This is a genomic window from Facklamia sp. HMSC062C11 (assembly GCF_001810675.1).
In the GTDB taxonomy this organism is placed as follows: Bacteria; Bacillota; Bacilli; order Lactobacillales; family Aerococcaceae; genus Facklamia; species Facklamia hominis.
This window is the reverse complement of sequence record NZ_KV802397.1, coordinates 75056-95996: the sequence shown is the minus strand read 5'-3', so window position 1 is coordinate 95996 and position 20941 is coordinate 75056. Positions and strand designations below refer to the sequence as shown.

Below are 20941 nucleotides of genomic sequence, written 5' to 3'. Positions count from 1 at the left end.
AGCATGGATCCACTCTGCTTGTCAACACTTTTAACGCATTTTTAGCTTATTTTTATATCTTGTATATGAGGTGATTTAAGTGCATCTACTAATTGCATATTTCGGAGCAGTCTTAGGCTCTTTTCTTTTCTGTATGTTTTCTCACAGAAATTCTTTTGAGTGGTTGTTGAAGAGACGATCAACTTGCGATCATTGTCATCATACATTGGGTATCTATGATTTATGGCCTGTTATTTCTTATATTACAAATCAAGGAAAATGTCGTTACTGCCGTTCCCCAATATCTATTCATTATTTCTATACCGAATTATTCGCTGGTATCTTATTTCTTATTCTTTTTGATTTAAACCATCTTCTATTTTCTGTCAGTCTTTTTTCAATTTTCTTCTTTATGGTTTGCTATGATTTTTCGCAAAGGTGGGTACCTGATTTCTTGTTTCTTATATTTTTTATTTTAGGTGTGTTCTATAACCAACAGTATCATGTTATTTCATATTCGACTCTTCTTGTTCTTCTCTTGATCTTTATCGGTCTTTTTTCTTTTTTTCACCAGGTTATTGGAGGAGCAGATATTAAATTCATTTTTATCAGCTGCCTATTTCTACCAATCACTTCTTTTCCTCTGTTCATTTTTTTAGCTGCCTCTTCAGGACTTCTCTACGCCTTTTTGAATAAATTGCGAATTATTCCATTCATCCCATTTTTAATTCTTTCTTTTATAATTTTATGGCAACTATTAAATTAAGCCCACAGAACTTTCAATTCTGTGGGCTTTTTAAACGCTTATTTCATTTGTTGGGGTTCTTCTTGATTGCTTTCTTCATCTGGATCTTCTTGATTTCCTTCTTCTGGGACAGGTTGTGGTTTAGTATCCATTTCCGTTTTAATTCCTAAATCACGATAATAGGACATACCTGTACCTGCTGGAATTAATTTACCAATAATCACATTTTCTTTCAATCCAATTAGATAATCTCTATCTCCACGGATTGCAGCATCTGTTAAGACCCTTGTTGTTTCTTGGAAGGATGCAGCAGAAATAAATGATTTTGTTTCCAAAGCTGCCTTCGTAATTCCCAGTAATACCGGACGTGCAGTAGCTGGCGTTTCACCAATTGTTACTGTTTCCTTATTGGCTTTGGCAAAGTCTGCAATATCCATTAATGCTCCTGGTAAAATCTGTGTGGATCCAGGATCCATCACTCTAACTTTTCGAAGCATTTGTCGAACCATTACTTCAACGTGCTTGTCACCAATTTCTACCCCTTGTCCACGATAAACTGATTGTACTTCACGCATCAAATATTTTTCTACAGTTAGTACATCAGTGACAGCTAATAATTCTTTCGGATCAATCGAACCTTCAGTTAAAGCCTGACCTCTTTCAACATAATCCCCTTCGGCTACTTTTAGACGTGCTTTATATGGAACTTTATAACTACGTTCATCTGTTTTACCTGAGACAGTAATTTCTTTTAGACGTTCACTGGATTTTTCTTCAATGGAAGTGACCGTTCCTGCAACTTCAGTAATCGTTGCTTGACCCTTAGGAATTCTAGCTTCAAAAATTTCCTGAATCCGTGGTAAACCTTGAGTGATATCTCCACCACCAGCAACACCACCCGTATGGAACGTTCTCATAGTTAATTGAGTACCCGGCTCACCGATTGACTGAGCTGCAATTGTTCCGACAGCTTCGCCAACCTCTACTTCATCACCCGTTGCCAAGTTTCGTCCATAACAATGTTTACATACACCATGATCCGTATTACAAGTAAATACTGAACGAATCGTCACGGATTTAACGCCTGCATTCACAATCATAGCTGCTTTTTCATCGCTAATAAATTCATTCGCATTTACGAGTACTTCACCTGTTTCAGGATGGAAAACTGTCTTATGCGCATATCGTCCTTGTAACCTTTCTTCTAGTGATTCAATGATCGAATTACCATCAGATATTTCACGGATTTCTACACCACGATCTGTTCCACAGTCTTCTTCACGAATAATGACATCTTGAGCAACATCAACCAACCGACGAGTTAAGTATCCTGAGTCAGCCGTCTTCAAAGCCGTATCCGTCATTCCTTTTCTAGCTCCGTGAGTTGAAATAAACATCTCCATAACATTGAGACCCTCACGGAAGTTAGAGGTAATCGGCAATTCAATGATCTTTCCAGAAGGTGCAGCCATGTTACCACGCATACCAGCTAGCTGAGTAAAGTTAGAAATGTTACCACGAGCTCCTGAGTCTGACATCATAAAGATTGGATTCAATCTTGGTAGGCTGTCTTGTAGATCCTTTTGAATATGATCTTTAGCTTCTTCCCAAGTGCGAATAACTTGTTGATAACGTTCGTCTTCCGTTAAAAGCCCTCTACGACGCATCTTGGTAATATCATCTACACGACTGTGGGCTTTTTCAAGAATTTCAGGTTTTGATTCAAGTCTCAATACATCGGCAACACCCACCGTAATACCAGAGCGAGTCGAGTATTTATAACCAAGATTTTTTAATTTGTCGAGCATATTAGATGTCTCGGTAACTTTAAATCGTTTAAAGACTTCGGCAATAATCTTTCCAAGGTCTTTTTTCTTAAATGGCGCTACCGTATCCATCGCTGCTATCGCCTCTGGTACGTTAGTTCCCGGTTCTAAGAAGTACTTATCGGGAGTCTTATTAGTTAAGTTCTCATTGGAAGGCTCATTTAAGTAAGGGAAACTGTCAGGCATAATTTGATTAAAGAATAATTTACCGACAGTTGTAACCATCATTCTTTCTTTTTGCCAATCTGTAAACGGTTTGTCTTTTAAATTCTTAGCTGGAATTGCAACCCGAGTATGAAGATGAACATAACCATTTTCATAAGCTGTTTCTGCTTCAGAAACCGAACTTAAAATCATCCCTTCTCCAACACGACCAGCCTCTTCAATGGTTAAATAATAATTCCCCAAAACCATATCTTGTGAAGGGGTTACTACTGGTTTTCCATCTTTTGGATTTAAGATGTGGTGCGCGCCCAGCATCAATAAGCGTGCTTCTGCTTGGGCCTCTTCAGATAAAGGCACATGAATTGCCATTTGGTCCCCATCGAAGTCGGCATTATACGCTTCACAAGCCAACGGATGTAAACGTATTGCCTTCCCCTCTACTAGCACAGGTTCGAAGGCTTGAATTCCTAAACGGTGCAGGGTAGGTGCGCGGTTAAGTAAAACCGGATGTTCCTGAATCACTTCTTCAATAACGGGCCAAATTGCATCATTTTGCGTCTCAATCATTCGCTTAGCATTTTTTACATTGCTAGCAATTTCGCGCTCAACTAATTCTTTCATCACAAATGGCTTAAACAATTCAATAGCCATTTCCTTTGGAACTCCACATTGATACATTTTCAAGGAAGGTCCTACTACGATAACTGAACGACCTGAATAATCTACCCGCTTACCTAGCAAGTTTTGACGGAAGCGTCCTTGCTTACCTTTTAACATATGCGATAGCGATTTAAGTGGACGATTACCTGGCCCTGTTACCGCTCTTCCGCGACGGCCATTATCGATCAACGCGTCAACAGCTTCTTGAAGCATCCGTTTTTCGTTTTGAACAATAATGCTTGGTGCTCCTAAATCTAATAACCGTTTAAGTCGATTATTACGATTAATTACACGACGGTATAAGTCATTTAAGTCAGAAGTCGCAAAACGACCCCCTTCTAATTGAACCATCGGCCGTAAATCGGGTGGAATAACAGGTAAAACATCGAGTACCATCCATTCTGGTTTATTACCAGACTCTAAAAAGGCATTAAGGATATCTAAACGACGAATAGCTCGCGTTCTTTTTTGACCTTTTGCAGTCTTCAACTCTTCTCTTAAAACGGCTACTTCTTCTGCCACATCTACCGATTGAAGCAACTCTTTAATCGCCTCTGCACCCATTTTTGCATAGAAACGATTACCATACTCTCTTTTCTTCTCACGATACTGACTTTCTGTTAACAATGATTTAACTTCCAAGTCGGTATCGCCTGCATCTATCACAATATATGAAGCAAAGTAAATGACTTCTTCTAAAAGTCTCGGACTCATATCCAAGATTAGTCCGATACGACTTGGGATTCCTTTAAAATACCATACATGAGTGACGGGGGCAGCCAACTCAATATGCCCCATTCTCTCACGTCTAACTTTAGCACGGGTTACTTCGACGCCACATCGATCACACACACGCCCTTTATATCTTACTCGTTTTAACTTACCACAAGCACATTCCCAATCCTTAGTAGGACCAAAAATTCGTTCGCAGAACAACCCGTCTTTTTCAGGCTTTAAAGTTCGATAATTAATTGTTTCTGGTTTTTTGACTTCTCCATATGACCATGACCGGATCTTTTCTGGGGATGCGAGTCCAATTTCCATGGAGTCAAATTTATTTACATCTATCAAAGGGCCGACCTCCTTCTTGATTGGCTTGAATCACTCTATCTACTTCTATCTGTCTTATCCTTCTTATACAACACCAATGTTCTATAACTCTTCACCAGCCGAATTGCTGCTTTCAATCACAGGCTCTTCATTATCTCTACTATCTTCCTGATCTTGATTCATACTGTCAGCCGCCTTTTGATCTTCTTTATAACGATCCAAAGCATTGTAATTAATCACATCTTGTTCATCTTCGTCATCAAGTAATTCGATTTCTTCTCCAGCTTGATCTAGGACTTTAAGGTCTAGAGCTAAAGCTTGTAATTCCTTAACTAAAACCCTGAAGGATTCTGGTACACCAGGTTGTGGGATAGCCTCTCCCTTAACAATTGATTCATAGGTCTTCACACGACCCACCACGTCATCTGACTTATAAGTCAGAATTTCTTGAAGGGTGTAGGAAGCTCCATACGCTTCTAATGCCCAGACTTCCATCTCTCCAAACCTTTGTCCACCAAATTGAGCTTTTCCTCCTAGTGGTTGTTGGGTTACTAGAGAGTAAGGTCCAGTTGAACGAGCATGCAATTTATCATCGACCATGTGTGCTAATTTCATCATGTACATAACACCTACGGAAACCTTACGATCAAAAGGCTGACCTGTACGTCCATCATAAAGAATCGTCTTAGCATCATGATCTAAGCCTGCTTCTTTCACTGTATCCCAAACGTCTTCTTCTCTAGCTCCATCAAAGACTGGTGTTGCCATCTTTAATCCGAGCTGACGACCAGCCATTCCTAGATGCAATTCAAAAACTTGTCCAATATTCATCCGTGAAGGAACCCCTAAAGGATTTAACATAATATCGACAGGTGTCCCATCTGGTAAGAATGGCATATCTTCTTCTGGCAAGATTAAAGAGACAACCCCTTTATTTCCGTGCCGCCCAGCCATCTTATCTCCTACCTGAATCTTACGTTTTTGAACAATATAAACACGCACTAGCTTATTAACACCTGGTGAAAGTTCATCGCCATTTTCCCGTGTAAAGATCTTAACATCATGAACAATTCCGCCACCACCGTGAGGTACTCGTAAGGAAGTATCTCGAACCTCTCTCGCTTTTTCACCAAAAATAGCATGTAGCAGGCGTTCTTCAGCCGACAATTCGGTCATTCCTTTTGGTGTCACTTTACCAACTAGAATATCCCCATCACGAACTTCAGCTCCCACGGTGATAATTCCATCTTTATCTAAATATTTAAGGGCATCTTCACCTACGTTTGGAATCTCACGAGTAATTTCCTCAGGACCTAACTTAGTATCTCGTGATTCTGACTCATATTCTTCAATATGAATCGAGGTATAAACATCATCTTTAACCAAGCGTTCAGACATAATTACCGCGTCCTCATAGTTATAACCGTCCCAAGTCATAAAGGCGACTAAAGGATTTTGTCCTAGAGCCATTTCTCCGTTCTGCATCGAAGGACCATCTGCTAGGATTTCCTTATCCGCCACCTCTTCGCCCAACTTAACAATAGGTCGTTGATTGTAACAAGTTCCCGCGTTGGATCTTGCGAACTTAGTTAAACGATATTGATCAATCGAACCATCTTCTAACTGAATATCTACGCGATTAGCATCCACATAGACAACCCGTCCGCCACGCTTACAGGTTAAAGCTGCTCCAGAGTCATGAGCTGCTTTATACTCAATCCCTGTACCAACAATCGGCGATTGAGGATTAATTAACGGAACAGCCTGACGCTGCATGTTCGCTCCCATCAGAGCCCGGTTAGAGTCATCATTTTCTAAGAATGGGATATGTGCTGTCGCAACAGCAACTACTTGTTTTGGCGATACGTCCATATAATCAACGGTTGATACTTTTACCTCTAAGTTTTGATCTTTAAAACGAGCCATAACGGTTTCGCTAGCAAAAGAACCATCATCATTCAATGGCGAGTTTGCTTGTGCGATAGTGTATAGATCTTCTTCATCCGCTGATAAATATTCGATTTCTTCCGTAACAACTTGTGCTTCTTTATCTACCTTTCGATAAGGGGTTTCAATGAATCCATACTTATTAATTTTTGCAAAAGTTGATAAGGAGTTGATTAGTCCAATGTTAGGCCCTTCTGGAGTCTCAATTGGACACATGCGGCCGTAGTGAGAATAGTGAACATCTCGCACTTCATAACCCGCACGATCTCTCGTTAAACCACCTGGACCTAAAGCGGATAGACGTCGCTTATTCGTTAACTCACTCAATGGATTGGTTTGATCCATAAATTGTGACAATTGAGAAGATCCAAAGAATTCCTTGATCGCTGCTACAACTGGACGAATATTTATTAATTGCTGAGGGGTCATTGTCGAAACATCCTGTAAAGACATTCTCTCTTTAACTACTCGTTCCATACGCGACAAACCAATTCTAAACTGTGTCTGTAATAATTCTCCTACCGAACGAATACGACGATTACCTAGGTGATCAATATCATCCGTGGTTCCAATTTTTTCATCTAATAATAAATAATAGTTCATGGAAGCAATGATGTCTGCTGGTGTTAAATGATAAACCTTTTCGAGGTTAGCATTACCTACAATATTAATGACTCTTTCTGGATCAATTGGCGAATAAACTTTAATTACTTGAAGATCAACGGGTTCACCAACCACTCCTTCAGGTGATGGAGTATAAGTAAAGACATTTAAGCCATTCTCAAGATGAGGCCTTAAGATTGCAAGACTATCAGCCGTTAATTCAGTACCTTCTTGTAAAATAACCTCACCTGTATCTGGATCTGCCAAAGTTTCCGCTAAAGTCAATCCAGCTAACCGCTTAGTGAGATCTAGCTTTTTATTAATCTTGTAACGCCCTACTTCTGCTAAGTCATAACGACGTGGATCGAAGAAACGTGCGTTCAATAAATTCCGCGAGGATTCTGCTGTTTTAGGTTCTCCTGGACGTAGTCGCTCATAAATATCTTTCAAGGCTTCTTCGACTCGCGAATCAGCAATATTTTTATGAACATCCTTAATTAAAGTATCATTCAATAATTGAGTTTCAGACAGAATATCCACTATTTCATCGTCTTCCCCAAAACCTAAAGCTCGCATCATAGCTGTAATCGGCAACTTACGTGTCCGATCAATCCGTACATAGGAAATACCTTTCGCATCCGTTTCAAATTCTAGCCAAGCTCCACGATTAGGAATAACTGTTGACGTATAGGTGTGTCTTGCCTTTTTATCCACTTTATCATGGAAATAAACACCTGGTGAACGAACTAACTGCGAAACAATAACCCGTTCAGCCCCATTAATAATAAACGTTCCCATGTCCGTCATGATCGGTAAATCACCGAAGAAAACTTCCTGTTCCTTCACTTCACCCGTTTCTTGATTAACCAATCTTAAATTAACATAAATCGGTCTTGAATAATTAGCATCATGTGCTCGTGCTTCTTCTACTGTATATTTAGGTTCTTGGAAAGAATAATCATGAAAATATAATTGTAGTTTTTCGCTGTGGTCGATAATTGGTGAAATATCTTCCAACATATTCTTCAAACCTTCATCTAAGAACCATTGATAAGAATTTGTTTGAATCTCAATCAAATCTGGAATTTCTAGCACTTCGTCAATTCGTGCATAAGAACGTCTTTGAGCCTTTGTGCCATATTGAACCATGTGATGATGATGATACACGCTGTTCACCCCTCTTATTTATTCCGCAAACGTCCGCCTTTTACCTTGATAAACACAATGTTAATTTCCTATGACAAACTATTAAGATTATGTTACATGTCATTTTTTTAGGCTTTTTTAGGCAAAAAAAAGACAAAAGATATTCAATGGTCTGTTTCAACCTCATCTTTTGCTTTATTTTTCATTAAAATCTTTGATCGGACAATATTTCGACCCAGATTTCTTATTTTACTGCCACGTATTGCGACATATATTATACTTGTTTATAGAAAAAAGTCAAGACTCCTTCTACGAACTAATTACTTTTTTCAGCCTTTATTACCCAATAACCTTTTTCTAGGTTAACCCGCTCAACCTGACTAAACTGCTCTTTCATGTAACTAACCAAAGAAGGAGCCCCTTGTTTCTTTTGGATAACCAACCACAGCTGGCCTCCTTTTTTTAACCCATTGATTGCTTTATCAACAAAAGTATGAACTACTTGCTTTCCAGCTCGAATGGGTGGATTTGTAAAGATCAGGTCATAATTTTCCGTTAAATTCAACTGACAGACGTCCATCGATTCAAAAGACACATTCGTCACATGATTTAAGAAAGCATTTTGAATCGATAATGCCACTGCCCTTTGATTAAGCTCTAATCCGCTTAATTTCGCTGATGGAAGAGCTTTCGCCAAAGAAAGAATAATTGGCCCATAGCCAGATCCTAATTCAAGAACCTTGATTGATTCTCCTTTGAAAACTTTATAATCTATGGAGTCTAAAAAACTTTCAACTAACACACGCGAACCAAAGTCCACTCGATGTTTTGAGAAAACACCCGCATCTGTTAGAAATTCCATCTCAAAAGACCCAATACGAGTTGTAATCAACTGAGTATTCTCTTTAGAATGTGGAGAAGCAGAAAAATAATGTTCAGACATAAGCTACCTACTTTCTTCTTGACTCGATCCTTTGACCTTTTCTACTTTTTAATAGTAACATCTAACATCATTAAAACATTAGAGGCTGGAGCCTAACTTGTCCAACCTCTAAATTTGATTGCTATTCTTGCTGAGTTGTTTCCTCTGGTTGATCTTTTATAATCGGTGTCATTGTTACTTCGATTCTTCCACTATCTAACTCGACTTGACTAAATTCAAAAGTATCCGGAAATGCTTCTGTCACTGCCTTTTGGATCTCATCATTGAATTCCCCAGTTACTGGATCAGCATCAACAGTATACGTATAAGCTAAACGATCAGCCTTATATTCAATTTCAAAACTTTCTTCATCATAAGTTAATGCTTGAGTATCTGCTTTTGGTCGTATACCAAAAATAACATCATATCCTTGTTCTAATTCCAAAACCTGACCCGCATTAAAAATATCCGGATAAATTCTTAGGTTATGATCTAAATATTGTTGAGCTTCCTCTTGGGTTTCGAATTCACTGGCCACATAGAAGATAATAAAACGACCAGCTTCTTCAACTTCTTCTGCATAAGTCACTTTAACAATGACAAAATCTTCACTAACAACTTCCTTTTCTGCCACAAAACGATCTTTTGTCGCAGGATCTTGATCAATTAATTCCATAAAATGATCAGCTTCGGCTTCCGAAGTAAAGATATTTGCATGGAAAGTCACAAAATCGCCTTCTAGTAGATTAATCGAAGACTCTACTTCCCCTTCTTCTTGAGTCGTTTCTTCTGAATTATGAGTCACTTCTTGACTGTCTGTTGGAACAGTCGGTGTTACTGGATGGTAATTTGAAGGATTGGTCGGTCTTGGTACTGAAGGGGTTACTGGTGGCGTATTCGAACCTGAATTATTATTGTTTTGATCGGTCTTATCGCCCGTTGATCCCTCGTTTTCAGAGACAGCGCTATTTGACTCTGGTTCCTCTTTGCTCTCTCCTTCGGAGTTACCCTTATCATTTTGCTGACTGGATTCTTGATTTTCTTTACTTGAATCCCCCGTTGTTTGGTCTCCGGTATTCTGATCTCCAGTTGGTGTTGTGGAGCCAGTAGTTGGAGCCTCTGTTCCTTCTGGATTGTTTTGACTATCATCTGTTGCTAATACCGTTGTAAGATGACTCAAAAGTAAAGCAGATGCTAATAAAATACTTAGTGTTTTTTTCATCAAATTTTCTCCTCTTCAATAATTTATCGTTTTGCAATCACAATAAGTAATAAACCAATTAAAACAAGGCCTACCAATAATGCTGCGACTACATAGGGTGCCGAACTTTCACTCAATCCTAAGCTAGTTAATAGGCTAGACTGACTCACACTATTTACCAATTGGTTGAATGACTTTAAGATCATATTCCAAATATTTTGAACAAAGGTAATCGCCTTTTGAAGAATGCCCTTAGATCCCTCATTTTCAGACGGTTCAGCATTTTGAAGACTAGTCATACTTAATTGACTCATTTCCACTTTTACCTGACCTGACTCAGCCTTTGTTTTAAAGTCAAATTGTCCAGGGAACGCTGTTTCTATCGCGGATTGATAGGGATCTTCCTGTCCTTCAGGATATTGATAATAATAAGTTGTTCGCAATTGATTATAAAATAACTTCTTATCAGCCACATCATTTGAAAAAGCTTGAGTATTGACGCCACTTCGAATGCCAAAGGCAACATCGTAAGATCCGTTGTTTTCAACGACTTCCCCAGCGAAGAAGAGATCCGGATAGATCTTTAACTGTTCATCAATCATTTTTTGTGCCTCAGCCTTACTATCATAAGAAAATGGCAGATATAAAATAATCGCTTGAGTCTCTTTATCTGCTTGATCTGTATAGCTAGCAGCCAATAAAAAACGACCTTCCTTAGATACATCTTCTAAATTAATCTGACCCTTTACGGCTGCTTGTTTATCAAGGTAAGATTTAAAATCCTTTAAATCTTTTTCACTTGAAAATTCATTTAATGTATAAATCGTTACATCATTCTCAAAAAGTGGTTCTTTAGTCTTATTTTGAGTATCTTCAACCGTTTGAGTCTGTTGAGAAGTGACTGAAGATGTGATACTAGATTCTTCTTCGGTTGATGTTCCCTCTTGAAGAGAACTTTGTTCTTGAGTAGCCTGCTTTAATTCAGAGGGCTTAGCCGGTCTAGGTACATATGCTGTATCAGACTGTGCTTTTATTACAGGTGTATAAGCCCCAAGCACCATCAATAAACTACATACTTTTAATAAATTTTGAATAGTTTTCATTAGTTTTCCCCTTAAGCAATTCATTGCTTTTATTATAACAAGAAATCTCTTAAATTCTCAACTTATTAATCATAAACTCAAAGAGACTCTATGATTAAAACAATTAAGTGTAACTTATTCAGTAAGCTTATTTTCAATACTAGATCGGGATCGATACTGCGGAATTAAAATCCGAAATACAAGCTCCTTATCATGAACAAAAGCATGAACATCACCTTTATGTAACCTAATTATATTTCTTACAATTGCCAAGCCAAGCCCTGAGCCAGGTTCTTTGGAATTTCTGGATTTATCCGAACGATACGAGCGTTCAAATATTTTTTCAAGTTCTTTTTCATCTAATAACTGACCATCATTAGCCACTTCCATCTCTAACCAAAAGCTGGGTTGTCCCTTATCTAAAGCATGCAAGGACTCTCTTTTAACCAATGACTCATACTCTTGATTTGATATTTTTTTTGCTTGTATTCGAATATAACGAGCCCCTTTACCATATTTAAATGCATTTGTGATCAAATTATTAAGGACTCGAACAATCTTTTCAGGATCAATCAAAACTTCTAAATCACTTGGATTAACATCTATTTGAAGATCAATCCCTAATTTTTGGGCTTGATAATCAAAATCTGCTTGGATTTGCTCTAAGAAAAAATTTAAAGGGATAAATTGAAAATCCATTCGTGCCGTACTATCCTGCGAAGAAGTATATACAAACAAATCATCAAGCAAACCTTTTAAATTTTGGCATTTAGCATAAACTAGGTCAATATATTCCTTAAGTTGTTCATCAGTCAAGTCTTTCTTATCTTGAATCAAATTTAAATAACCCATAATTGATGTTAAAGGAGTTCTTATATCGTGACTAATATTATTAATCAATTCATCCTTACTTTTTTCACTCTCATTCCGTTGTAAAAATGCTTGATTAATTGAATCCATCAAAGTATTAACATCTTGTGATAAATTCTGATAATCCCCCATCTCCTGATCAGGGATCCTCAATTGATAATCACCCTGAGCCATTCGAGATATATACTTGCGTATACTAGCCAACCGGCGGGTCGTTCTATTTTTTCGAACAATCCAAAATAAAACAATGACTAAAACGAGCAAATAAATTATAATCAAAATTTGATTACTGTGATTATAAATCGTATATAAAACAGGATAGTCATACAAAACTGACTTAATTGATATATTCATGGTATCAATCCAAAATACTAAAAATAATTGATACAAAAAATAAATAATTAAAAAAATAAAGGAAATTGTCCCTGCATAGATAAGAACCTCTAGAGCAAATTCTAATTTTTCTGAAAAAGTGAGCTCAGATTTAGGTTCCTTTTTTAATTGCAGCCATTTTTCTGATAAATATTTATTCATTGATCTTATATCCTACACCCCAAACAGTTTGAATTATTTTTTCTCCTCGAGTCGCCTCCTCTAACTTATTTCTTAAGTTAGAAACATGTACCATTACCGTTTTTGTAGAGGAAACAGAGCTATCTTGCCAAACTGCCTGCATTATATCATCAGCAGAAAAAACGTGACCTCTATGACTTGCCATAAGATAAAGAATATCAAACTCAATTACGGTTAATTTTATTTCTTCTTGATCACTATTAACCACTGAATGATTGCGTCGATCGATAATAATAGACCCCAAATCTATTCTATCCTTATTTACATCCAACTTATTACCTGATTGATAAATTGACTGACGTCTTAGCATTCCTTTAACACGTGCTACAACTTCTAAAGGTTGAAATGGTTTGGTCACATAATCATCTGCTCCAGCTAATAGACCAGATATTTTATCAGTCTGCCCTTGATTAGCAGAAATAAAAATTACTGGATATTCAAGACCTTTTTTACGTAAGTAATCTAGTACTTCCATCCCAGATTTTTCAGGCATCATAATATCTAATAAGCATAAATTGATATCTGAATGGTTTTCAATTAAATGAATTGCTTCTATCCCATCATTGGCTAATAAACATTCATATCCTTCATTTTTCATATAGATCGATAAAAGATCTAAAATTTCTTTATCATCATCAGCAATTAAAATTTTTACCATTACTTACTCCCCCTCCTTTGTCAAATCTATTATACCTCAAAAATCAAGTAAATAAATTATTAATGACTACCCAACAAAACAAAAAAGACCCAGTTAAAAGTTTAACTGGATCTTTCATAATTATATGAAGATTACTTAACTTCGACTTGTCCGCCAACTTCTTCAATTTTAGCTTTAAGTTCTTCTGCTTCTTCTTTAGAAACGCCTTCTTTAACAGCTTTAGGAGCGTTATCAACTAATTCTTTAGCTTCTTTCAAGCCTAAACCAGTTGCTTCACGAACCACTTTAATCACTTTAATCTTTGCATCACCTGCAGAAGCTAAAACTACATCAAATTCAGTTTTTTCAGCTTCTTCTGCTCCACCAGCAGCAGGTCCAGCAGCAACAGCTACAGGAGCAGCTGCAGAAACGCCGAATTCATCTTCAATTGCTTTAACTAAGTCGTTTAATTCAACAACTGTAGCAGCTTTGATATCTTCAATAATTTGTTCAATATTTAATGCCATAATAAATTTCCTCCAAATAATTTAATAATATTTTATGCTACCTTTAGGCAGACTTTTGTTCGCTGATTCCTTTTAAAGCATACACCATCTTTTGAGCTGGGTTTGCTTGAGAAAGGACTGAAGCCACATTGCGCATTGGTGCTTGAAGAACAGACAGCAACATTGATAGTAACTCTTCGCGTCCAGGCATCTTAGCTACTTGTTCAATGACTTCTTTAGAAGCATAGCTTCCTTCTACAATACCACCACGGATTTCAAGGGTTTCGTTATCCTTTGCAAAATTTGCAGTTACCTTAGCAGGTGCTACTACATCGTCTGAGAAGACAATTGCTGATGGTCCTTTAAATAGATTCGCATCAACTTCAATACCTGCTTCTTGAGCAGCTCTACGAAGCATTGTGTTCTTAACAACTTTCATGCTTGCGCCTGCTTCTCTTAACTGCTTACGATACTCAGTTACTTCTTCAACAGTTAATCCTAAATAATCTACAACAACAACTGTTGATGATTTTTTCAGATCTTCTGCCACTTCAGCAACCTCTGCTTGTTTGGCGTTCATTACAGATTCTTTTACCATATTGTGTTTTCACCTCCACTTGCCTTGATATAGAGATTTAATAAAAAATCTCTATGCCACCCAGACATAGAGATAAATTCCTAATAATTGGAACTTCCTCGGTAAGAAATTAAGGCTTAGCCACTTACTGTCTTAGGTCGTTTAACACTACATTATGATAGTCATAAAATTTGAGTTTGTCAACTTAAATTTTATAAAGAATCTACATTAATTTTGATACCAGGACCAAAAGTTGTTGTAAGTACTAGATTAGTAATATAAGTACCCTTAGCTGTCGCTGGTTTTACACGAACGATTGTTTCGTGTAAAGCTTTAAAGTTTTCAAGCAGTTTTTGGTCATCAAATGAAACCTTACCAATTGGGACATTCACAATACCTGCTTTATCAGCTCGATAAGTTACTTGTCCAGCTTTAATATCCTTTACAGCTTTAGTAACATCCATTGTTACGGTTCCTGTTTTAGGGTTAGGCATTAATCCTTTAGGACCTAAGATACGTCCTAAACGACCTACTTGCCCCATCATATCCGGAGTTGCTACCATTACATCAAAATCTAACCAACCGTCATTAATCTTATTGATTAATTCTTCTTCTCCAACAAAGTCAGCACCCGCTTCTTGTGCTTCTTGTGCTTTAGCTCCTTTAGCAATTACCACAACGGTTTGTGTTTTACCAGTACCATTTGGTAATACCATAGCGCCACGAATTTGTTGGTCTGCCTTTTTAACGTCAATATTTAGATTATAAGACACTTCTACTGAAGCATCGAACTTTGCAAAATCAATTTCTTTTGCTAGAGAAATTGCTTCTTCTGCATTATATTTTTTTGTGCGGTCAACTTTTTCTTTTGCCGCTAAATAATTTTTACTTTTTTTAGCCATTACTTATTTCCTCCTATATCTGTGGTTATTCGGGAATTCCCTCCCACACCCGATAGAAACGGGGCGAGAAGCTGCCGCAACGATTAGTCTTCAACTGTAATACCCATTGAACGGGCTGTTCCTTCAACCATACGCATTGCCGCTTCTACATCGGCTGCATTTAAATCTTGCATTTTAGTTTCAGCAATTTCACGGACTTGATCTTTAGTCACAGAACCTACTTTTTTCTTATTAGGTTCACCGGATGCCTTTGTTAAACCAGCTGCTTTTTTAAGTAACACTGGAGCTGGTGGAGTTTTTGTAATAAATGTAAATGAACGATCTTCATAAACATCAATTACTACCGGAATAATCATTCCTTGTTGGTCTTGGGTACGCGCATTAAATTCTTTTGTAAAGGACATAATGTTTACACCAGCTTGACCTAAAGCTGGACCTACCGGTGGAGCTGGGCTCGCTTGACCTGCAGGGATTTGTAATTTAACTTGAGTGACAACTTTTTTAGCCACGAAAATTCCTCCTTATGTCATATATTCGTGATGTGGTAATTGGAGCTTACATCCTCTATGTTTTACTTAAACTCAAACAGGACGATGTTTCTCCTCCCACTCAGTGCCAAATTTAGGCACCCCGTCATTATACAATAACCATTTATTTTTTGCAATCACAAGAAAACTAATTTTTAATCTGTTATTTTTTTTAATTAAACATAGTGAATTTTAATTGACTTATTTAATAGTCTAATTTATTAACTTGAGCAAAATCTAATTCTGCTACTGTTTCACGACCAAACATTTCTAAAACTACTTTTAATTTTTGAATTTCTTCATTAACTTCCTCAATCTCTCCCGTCATACCGGAAAATGCTCCGTCGACAATTTCAACATGATCTCCTACTGAGATATCTAAATGTACCTTTTTAGCAGGAGCTTGTCCCATAATTGCAGCTATTTCTTCGGGTAATAAGGGGGCTGGTTTCGATCCTGCTCCATGTGAACCAACAAAACCAGTTACACCAGGTGTGTTTCGGACAATAAACCATGATTCATCAGACATAATCATTTCGACTAATACATAGCCTGGAAAAGTTTTTTGAACCTTACTCTTCTTTTCTCCATCATTAATTTCTGTTACTTCTTCTTCAGGAACAATGACGTTAAATATATAATTTTCCATATCCATGCTTTCAATCCGCATAAGAATATTTTCTTTGACCTTATTTTCATAACCAGAGTAAGTATGAAGAACATACCATTCTTTTGACGCTTCCATCTCTATCTCTCCCTCATTTATTTCTAAAATAAAAAACCTACTTTACTCGCTCGTAGGTTCCACTTAGCTTATTATACCACGATGATAAGACCTTGACTAATTAAAAAACTAGCTTGATTAACAAGCTAGTTCATTTTTATTTTAAATTTACTAACCAACTGATTAAGCGATCAAAAGCAAAGTCAGTTAAGGCAAAATATAATGAAAGAATAACAACCATGACAATAACTGTCCACGTATAACGATTCGTTTCTCTTAAAGTAGGCCATGTAACCTTCTTCATTTCATTAGCAACGCCCTTAATATAATTCATAAGCTCTCCTCTTTTCAGTTACTTAGTTTCTTTATGTAAAGTGTGTCGATTACAATGTTTACAAAACTTCATTAATTCTAGGCGTTTTGACTGACCCATCTGCGTCGGTGTCATATGATAATTACGATTTCCACATACACTACATGCCAGAGCTGTTTTCTTTTGAGCCATCAAATTGCCTCCTTTTTGTTAGTCTCTTTTAAATCTTAAAGACAATCTAATTACTTGTCAAGCGAAAGCCGATATTTATTCTGTATTTAAATTTAAGTAGATCTTACAATTTATTAATTGAAGACATTAGTAAAAAACTTTCGAAGTTTTTGCCAATTGGTATTAAATGCTTGTTTTAAAGAGTACCAAGTTCGTTTGAATAGATTTACTTTTTTTACTTCTTCCGCTAAAACAACTTTTGTTTGATTGCCTTCAGCACTTTCAAGAATTGGTAATGGATAGCCTGCTACTTCAATAGTCATTTTTCCCACTTCTGTTCCTTTTTCTAAAGGAGCGACGAGTCGATCACCTTTAAGAATCTGTTGATTAGCTTGGAACTGATACTGATAATGAGGAGCTGTATCTATCAAGGGAACTAATAGGTATAGATCATCTTGATAAATAAGGGGAGCCCACTCTTTGTCAGCATTCGTGAGTGGAATTCCATCAATTTGTTTAACCTCTTGACCTGCCTTAATAGCTAATTCTAAGCGATAGGCGTGAGCGGCATAGTCAAGCAACTTACGACTTTGTACATATAAATCATTTTCTTCCTTTACGCCTAGAACAATTGCAATCATTCTCATTTTATTATTATCTAGAGTTGAAACCATCGAGAAATTATCTTCAGGGGAGCTAGTCACCATCAACCCATCTAAATTTGAATAGGATAGATTATAATCCGCTGTTTGTAGCATTTTATTGGGATTATTCATCTCAAAGGCATCTGGCGTATCTTCTTGAAAAAGTTTTTTAGATATCTTGGAATAATCCAACACCTTTGGATACTCCTTCAATAAATGATAGCTAATTGCTGCCACCGCTCTAGCCGTCATCGTGTTAGTCTTTCCATTTTTGTTTGATCCAACGTCTTGTGGCTGATAGTCCACCGAAAGTCCTGTCGCATTATATAATTGAAAGGAGCCGACATTCCAAGCTTGAAGTTGTCTTTCCATCATTTGCACACATGCATCCTGACTACCAGCTAGAGCCTCAGCTAATGCTAAGCAGGCACCATTAGCTGATCCCAGAACTGTTGCCTCAATTAGATCTTCTATGCGATACCGCAGATCCTGCCTAAGCGGTACATTCGCAATATTATAGTCCTGACTTAAAGCATACGCTTGATCCGAAATTGCTACCTCCTGCTCCAATGCCAACTTACCTTCGTCTATCGATTTATAAACTAAGTATACAACCAATAATTTACTGAGTGAGGCGATTTCAACAGGCTCATCTTCTTGAAAATTATAAATAACTTGTCCATTTAATGCATCAATGATAAACGCAGACTTAACACCTGCTAATTGAGGCTGACTCTCCTTAATTTCTGGGGCATATGTATATTTTCTACTGCCTTCTGACTTGATATTGGTAGATGATTTTAGTTCTTGAGCACTAACTAACATCTCGCTTGTATAAGAAAACAACACACACATTGCCATGCAACTCAAAATTAAAGTTCGCCATTTTCTATCCATTAAGCTCGCCCCTTCTAAATCGTGTATCTTGTATTATACTAAATATCTCCTTTAGAAAATAGACTTTCCATTAAATTAAAAAAAACAACTTTATTTTTAGCTACTTAAAATAAAGTTGTTCTATTATATTAGCTTGCTTGCTATAAATCAATTTTAGAAAAGGCCACCCACAATTTTATATTTTCGTTTCAAATAATACCGTAATAAGAAAGTTAAAATAGCAATGATAATATAAGCTACTGGTGGAAGAATTGGGTTAATAACCGCTGGAAGGATAGCTTGACTTCCCATTACAAAAACAACCCAAATCAACATCGCAAGCGTTGAAATCAAAAAATATCTTAAATATCCCTTTTTCCCTTTCGGTGCCTCTAAATTTGGCAATGCTTTAGACGTATAAAGCATAGCAATTCCAGCAAGAAAGTAATTAATCACAATCGTTAGAAGCCCCATCATAAATCCAACTTGATTTTGGGATCGCCCTAACAATCCTACCCCGGTAATTAACGTAAAAATAGATCCCAACATAAGTCCACCATCTAAAGCAATCTGCCAATCAGGTGATTTTGTTGTTAAATTAGAAGAGTCTTCTTCCTTCTCTAATATCAATGCTGTTGTTTGACTAGGTGTTCCGTAAATATGTCGGTAAGTTTGTCCATGGTTTTGTCCCTCAATTAAGGTTGGCACCATCTCTTGATAAATAAGTTGTTTCTTCTCATCAGACAATTTGCTTGATGCTAATTGACGATCTATATCAAACATAAATTGTTGATTTCGCTTTGTCAATTGATTTAGTTGATTTTGACTGATACCGGTCAACATGCTCATAAGTGAATCTTTTTTTACGATTTGCTTAGTAGTCTCTTGACCTTCATTCACTTCATTTTGTAACTCTACTCGATCTTTATTATCAGTTTTTGACATGACTTACCTCCTACACATTAAATCTAAACAGCATAATATCTCCGTCTTGAACCAAGTACTCTTTTCCTTCGGAGCGATAGTGTCCAGCTTCTTTAACCGCTTGTTCACTACCATAAGTCATCAAATCTTCATAGGACATTGTTTCTGCCCGAATAAAACCTCGTTCAAAATCAGAGTGAATTACTCCTGCAGCCTGTGGAGCTTTCATCCCTTGATGAAAAGTCCAAGCTCTCACCTCTTTTTCACCCGCTGTAAAATAAGTTGCTAACCCTAGCAAGTGATACACTGAACGGATTAATCGATCTAAGCCTGACTCTTTAATTCCGTAGTCAGAAAGTAAAGATTCTTTTTCCTCATCATCAAATTCCGCAATTTCTTCTTCAATTCGTGCAGATATAGGAACAACTTGAGCTCCTTGAGAATGAGCTAATTCTTCAACCTCTTTTAAATAGGGGTTAGATTCGGGATTACCCGCCTCTTCTTCACTAATGTTCGCAATATAAAGCATCTTTTTACGTGTCAATAAGAAAAGATTCCGCACATAGGGTTCTTGCTCTGGATAAAACTCCAAGGAATTAGCTAACTGATTCCGTTCCAAAGCATCCTTGACTTTTATCAAAACTTCATACTCTAAAACGGCCTCTTTATCTTTTGTCTTTGCAATTTTCTGAACTTTAGCAAGTCTTTTTTCAACCGTTTCTAAATCGGCTAAAATCAATTCTAAATTAATCGTTTCAATATCATCAATTGGGTCAATTTTTCCCGTTACATGAGTAATATTAGGATCTTCAAAACAACGTACCACTTGACAAATAGCATCCACTTGTCGAATATTAGCCAAAAATTTATTTCCTAATCCTTCACCTTTAGAAGCCCCTTTTACAATTCCAGCAATATCCGTAAACTCAACAGTCGTCGGCAATATTCGCTGTGGATGATAAATTTTGGCAATATTTTCTAATCGTTCATCTGGAACTTCCACGACGCCAACATTGGGATCAATAGTTGCAAAAGGATAATTGGCAGCTTCAACCCCCGCCTTAGTAATCGCATTAAATAATGTGGACTTTCCAACATTGGGTAAACCTACAATTCCTGCTGTCAGTGACATTTAAACACACTCTTTCTTATTAGTTTATTAAATCGTATCCGCCTTTTTTAAAACCTTTTTAAGTTTTCTTTCGAATTCACGCCGCGTCATAGTAACAATATGTTCACACTTCTGACACTTTATACGAATATCCATGCCCATTCTAATTATTTGCCAAGCATTACTTTGACAAGCATGTGGTTTTTTCATCTGTACAATATCAAATTTGTCATACTCTTTATTTACCATTTGATTCACCT

Annotated in this window: 19 protein-coding genes and 1 other annotated feature; of the genes, 1 reads left to right on the top strand and 18 read right to left on the bottom strand. The window is 37.0% G+C overall.

Annotated features, from left to right (window positions below; all coding sequences use genetic code 11):
- The first annotated feature begins 79 nt into the window (after positions 1–79).
- Complete coding sequence (locus HMPREF2758_RS04415; protein WP_070609352.1) at positions 80–745, top strand: prepilin peptidase; 666 nt, start codon at positions 80–82, stop codon at positions 743–745.
- Between the two features lie 38 nt (positions 746–783).
- On the opposite strand, the gene rpoC is transcribed toward HMPREF2758_RS04415, so the two are convergent.
- The 18 genes from rpoC to HMPREF2758_RS04325 form a co-directional block, all read right to left on the bottom strand.
- Positions 784–4446, bottom strand: a complete 3663-nt coding sequence (gene rpoC / locus HMPREF2758_RS04410) for a DNA-directed RNA polymerase subunit beta' (protein WP_070609350.1) — start codon at positions 4444–4446, stop codon at positions 784–786.
- A gap of 81 nt (positions 4447–4527) precedes the next feature.
- Positions 4528–8124, bottom strand: a complete 3597-nt coding sequence (locus tag HMPREF2758_RS04405; RefSeq protein ID WP_070609353.1) for a DNA-directed RNA polymerase subunit beta — start codon at positions 8122–8124, stop codon at positions 4528–4530.
- Positions 8125–8437: 313 nt separating this feature from the next.
- A complete protein-coding gene (locus HMPREF2758_RS04400; RefSeq protein WP_070609348.1) occupies positions 8438–9064 on the bottom strand; it encodes a class I SAM-dependent methyltransferase in 627 nt (208 codons plus the stop codon).
- A 121-nt stretch (positions 9065–9185) separates the two neighbouring features.
- Positions 9186–10265, bottom strand: a complete 1080-nt coding sequence (locus tag HMPREF2758_RS04395) for a hypothetical protein (RefSeq protein WP_070609346.1) — start codon at positions 10263–10265, stop codon at positions 9186–9188.
- A gap of 23 nt (positions 10266–10288) precedes the next feature.
- Positions 10289–11347 carry a hypothetical protein gene (locus HMPREF2758_RS04390; protein ID WP_070609343.1) on the bottom strand — a complete coding sequence of 353 codons (1059 nt, stop codon included), beginning with the start codon at positions 11345–11347 and terminating at the stop codon, positions 10289–10291.
- A 114-nt stretch (positions 11348–11461) separates the two neighbouring features.
- On the bottom strand, positions 11462–12730 hold the full coding sequence (locus HMPREF2758_RS04385) for a sensor histidine kinase (RefSeq protein ID WP_070609341.1): 1269 nt from the start codon (positions 12728–12730) through the stop codon (positions 11462–11464).
- Complete coding sequence (locus HMPREF2758_RS04380; RefSeq protein ID WP_070609339.1) at positions 12723–13427, bottom strand: response regulator transcription factor; 705 nt, start codon at positions 13425–13427, stop codon at positions 12723–12725. The genes HMPREF2758_RS04385 and HMPREF2758_RS04380 overlap by 8 nt, the downstream gene beginning before the upstream one ends.
- A gap of 131 nt (positions 13428–13558) precedes the next feature.
- The gene (gene rplL, locus HMPREF2758_RS04375) at positions 13559–13933 is read right to left on the bottom strand and encodes a 50S ribosomal protein L7/L12 (RefSeq protein WP_070609338.1); all 375 of its coding nucleotides are present in this window, start codon (positions 13931–13933) and stop codon (positions 13559–13561) included.
- A 43-nt stretch (positions 13934–13976) separates the two neighbouring features.
- The gene (gene rplJ / locus HMPREF2758_RS04370) at positions 13977–14510 is read right to left on the bottom strand and encodes a 50S ribosomal protein L10 (protein WP_006908433.1); all 534 of its coding nucleotides are present in this window, start codon (positions 14508–14510) and stop codon (positions 13977–13979) included.
- A gap of 33 nt (positions 14511–14543) precedes the next feature.
- Positions 14544–14665 (bottom strand) — a sequence feature (ribosomal protein L10 leader region).
- Between the two features lie 36 nt (positions 14666–14701).
- Positions 14702–15391, bottom strand: a complete 690-nt coding sequence (gene rplA, locus HMPREF2758_RS04365) for a 50S ribosomal protein L1 (protein ID WP_070609336.1) — start codon at positions 15389–15391, stop codon at positions 14702–14704.
- Positions 15392–15474: 83 nt separating this feature from the next.
- On the bottom strand, positions 15475–15900 hold the full coding sequence (gene rplK, locus HMPREF2758_RS04360) for a 50S ribosomal protein L11 (RefSeq protein ID WP_006908431.1): 426 nt from the start codon (positions 15898–15900) through the stop codon (positions 15475–15477).
- 223 nt (positions 15901–16123) lie between these two features.
- A complete protein-coding gene (nusG, locus tag HMPREF2758_RS04355; RefSeq protein WP_070609334.1) occupies positions 16124–16663 on the bottom strand; it encodes a transcription termination/antitermination protein NusG in 540 nt (179 codons plus the stop codon).
- A 136-nt stretch (positions 16664–16799) separates the two neighbouring features.
- A complete protein-coding gene (secE, locus tag HMPREF2758_RS04350) occupies positions 16800–16976 on the bottom strand; it encodes a preprotein translocase subunit SecE (protein WP_070609333.1) in 177 nt (58 codons plus the stop codon).
- Between the two features lie 18 nt (positions 16977–16994).
- Positions 16995–17147, bottom strand: coding sequence for a 50S ribosomal protein L33 (gene rpmG / locus HMPREF2758_RS04345; RefSeq protein ID WP_006908428.1), 153 nt, complete (start codon positions 17145–17147; stop codon positions 16995–16997).
- Between the two features lie 113 nt (positions 17148–17260).
- Positions 17261–18667, bottom strand: a complete 1407-nt coding sequence (locus HMPREF2758_RS04340; protein ID WP_070609331.1) for a D-alanyl-D-alanine carboxypeptidase family protein — start codon at positions 18665–18667, stop codon at positions 17261–17263.
- Positions 18668–18820: 153 nt separating this feature from the next.
- Positions 18821–19591 carry a DUF1129 domain-containing protein gene (locus tag HMPREF2758_RS04335; protein WP_070609329.1) on the bottom strand — a complete coding sequence of 257 codons (771 nt, stop codon included), beginning with the start codon at positions 19589–19591 and terminating at the stop codon, positions 18821–18823.
- 10 nt (positions 19592–19601) lie between these two features.
- The gene (gene ychF / locus HMPREF2758_RS04330; protein WP_006908425.1) at positions 19602–20702 is read right to left on the bottom strand and encodes a redox-regulated ATPase YchF; all 1101 of its coding nucleotides are present in this window, start codon (positions 20700–20702) and stop codon (positions 19602–19604) included.
- A 27-nt stretch (positions 20703–20729) separates the two neighbouring features.
- Entirely contained in the window at positions 20730–20930 is a 201-nt protein-coding gene (locus HMPREF2758_RS04325; RefSeq protein WP_006908424.1) for a DUF951 domain-containing protein, read from the bottom strand.
- Between the last annotated feature and the right edge of the window lie 11 nt (positions 20931–20941).

Excerpts from the sequence above, each read along its gene's own strand:
- HMPREF2758_RS04325 (WP_006908424.1), bottom strand. The coding sequence starts at position 20,930 with ATGGTAAATAAAGAGTATGACAAATTTGATATTGTACAGATGAAAAAA.
- secE (WP_070609333.1), bottom strand. The coding sequence starts at position 16,976 with ATGAATTATATTAAGGGCGTTGCTAATGAAATGAAGAAGGTTACATGG.
- HMPREF2758_RS04400 (WP_070609348.1), bottom strand. The coding sequence starts at position 9,064 with ATGTCTGAACATTATTTTTCTGCTTCTCCACATTCTAAAGAGAATACT.
- rpmG (WP_006908428.1), bottom strand. The coding sequence starts at position 17,147 with ATGGCTCAAAAGAAAACAGCTCTGGCATGTAGTGTATGTGGAAATCGT.
- HMPREF2758_RS04385 (WP_070609341.1), bottom strand. The coding sequence starts at position 12,730 with ATGAATAAATATTTATCAGAAAAATGGCTGCAATTAAAAAAGGAACCT.
- HMPREF2758_RS04340 (WP_070609331.1), bottom strand. The coding sequence starts at position 18,667 with ATGGATAGAAAATGGCGAACTTTAATTTTGAGTTGCATGGCAATGTGT.
- nusG (WP_070609334.1), bottom strand. The coding sequence starts at position 16,663 with ATGGAAGCGTCAAAAGAATGGTATGTTCTTCATACTTACTCTGGTTAT.
- HMPREF2758_RS04390 (WP_070609343.1), bottom strand. The coding sequence starts at position 11,347 with ATGAAAACTATTCAAAATTTATTAAAAGTATGTAGTTTATTGATGGTG.
- HMPREF2758_RS04380 (WP_070609339.1), bottom strand. The coding sequence starts at position 13,427 with ATGGTAAAAATTTTAATTGCTGATGATGATAAAGAAATTTTAGATCTT.
- HMPREF2758_RS04395 (WP_070609346.1), bottom strand. The coding sequence starts at position 10,265 with ATGAAAAAAACACTAAGTATTTTATTAGCATCTGCTTTACTTTTGAGT.
- rplJ (WP_006908433.1), bottom strand. The coding sequence starts at position 14,510 with ATGGTAAAAGAATCTGTAATGAACGCCAAACAAGCAGAGGTTGCTGAA.
- HMPREF2758_RS04335 (WP_070609329.1), bottom strand. The coding sequence starts at position 19,591 with ATGTCAAAAACTGATAATAAAGATCGAGTAGAGTTACAAAATGAAGTG.
- ychF (WP_006908425.1), bottom strand. The coding sequence starts at position 20,702 with ATGTCACTGACAGCAGGAATTGTAGGTTTACCCAATGTTGGAAAGTCC.
- rplA (WP_070609336.1), bottom strand. The coding sequence starts at position 15,391 with ATGGCTAAAAAAAGTAAAAATTATTTAGCGGCAAAAGAAAAAGTTGAC.
- HMPREF2758_RS04405 (WP_070609353.1), bottom strand. The coding sequence starts at position 8,124 with ATGGTTCAATATGGCACAAAGGCTCAAAGACGTTCTTATGCACGAATT.
- rplL (WP_070609338.1), bottom strand. The coding sequence starts at position 13,933 with ATGGCATTAAATATTGAACAAATTATTGAAGATATCAAAGCTGCTACA.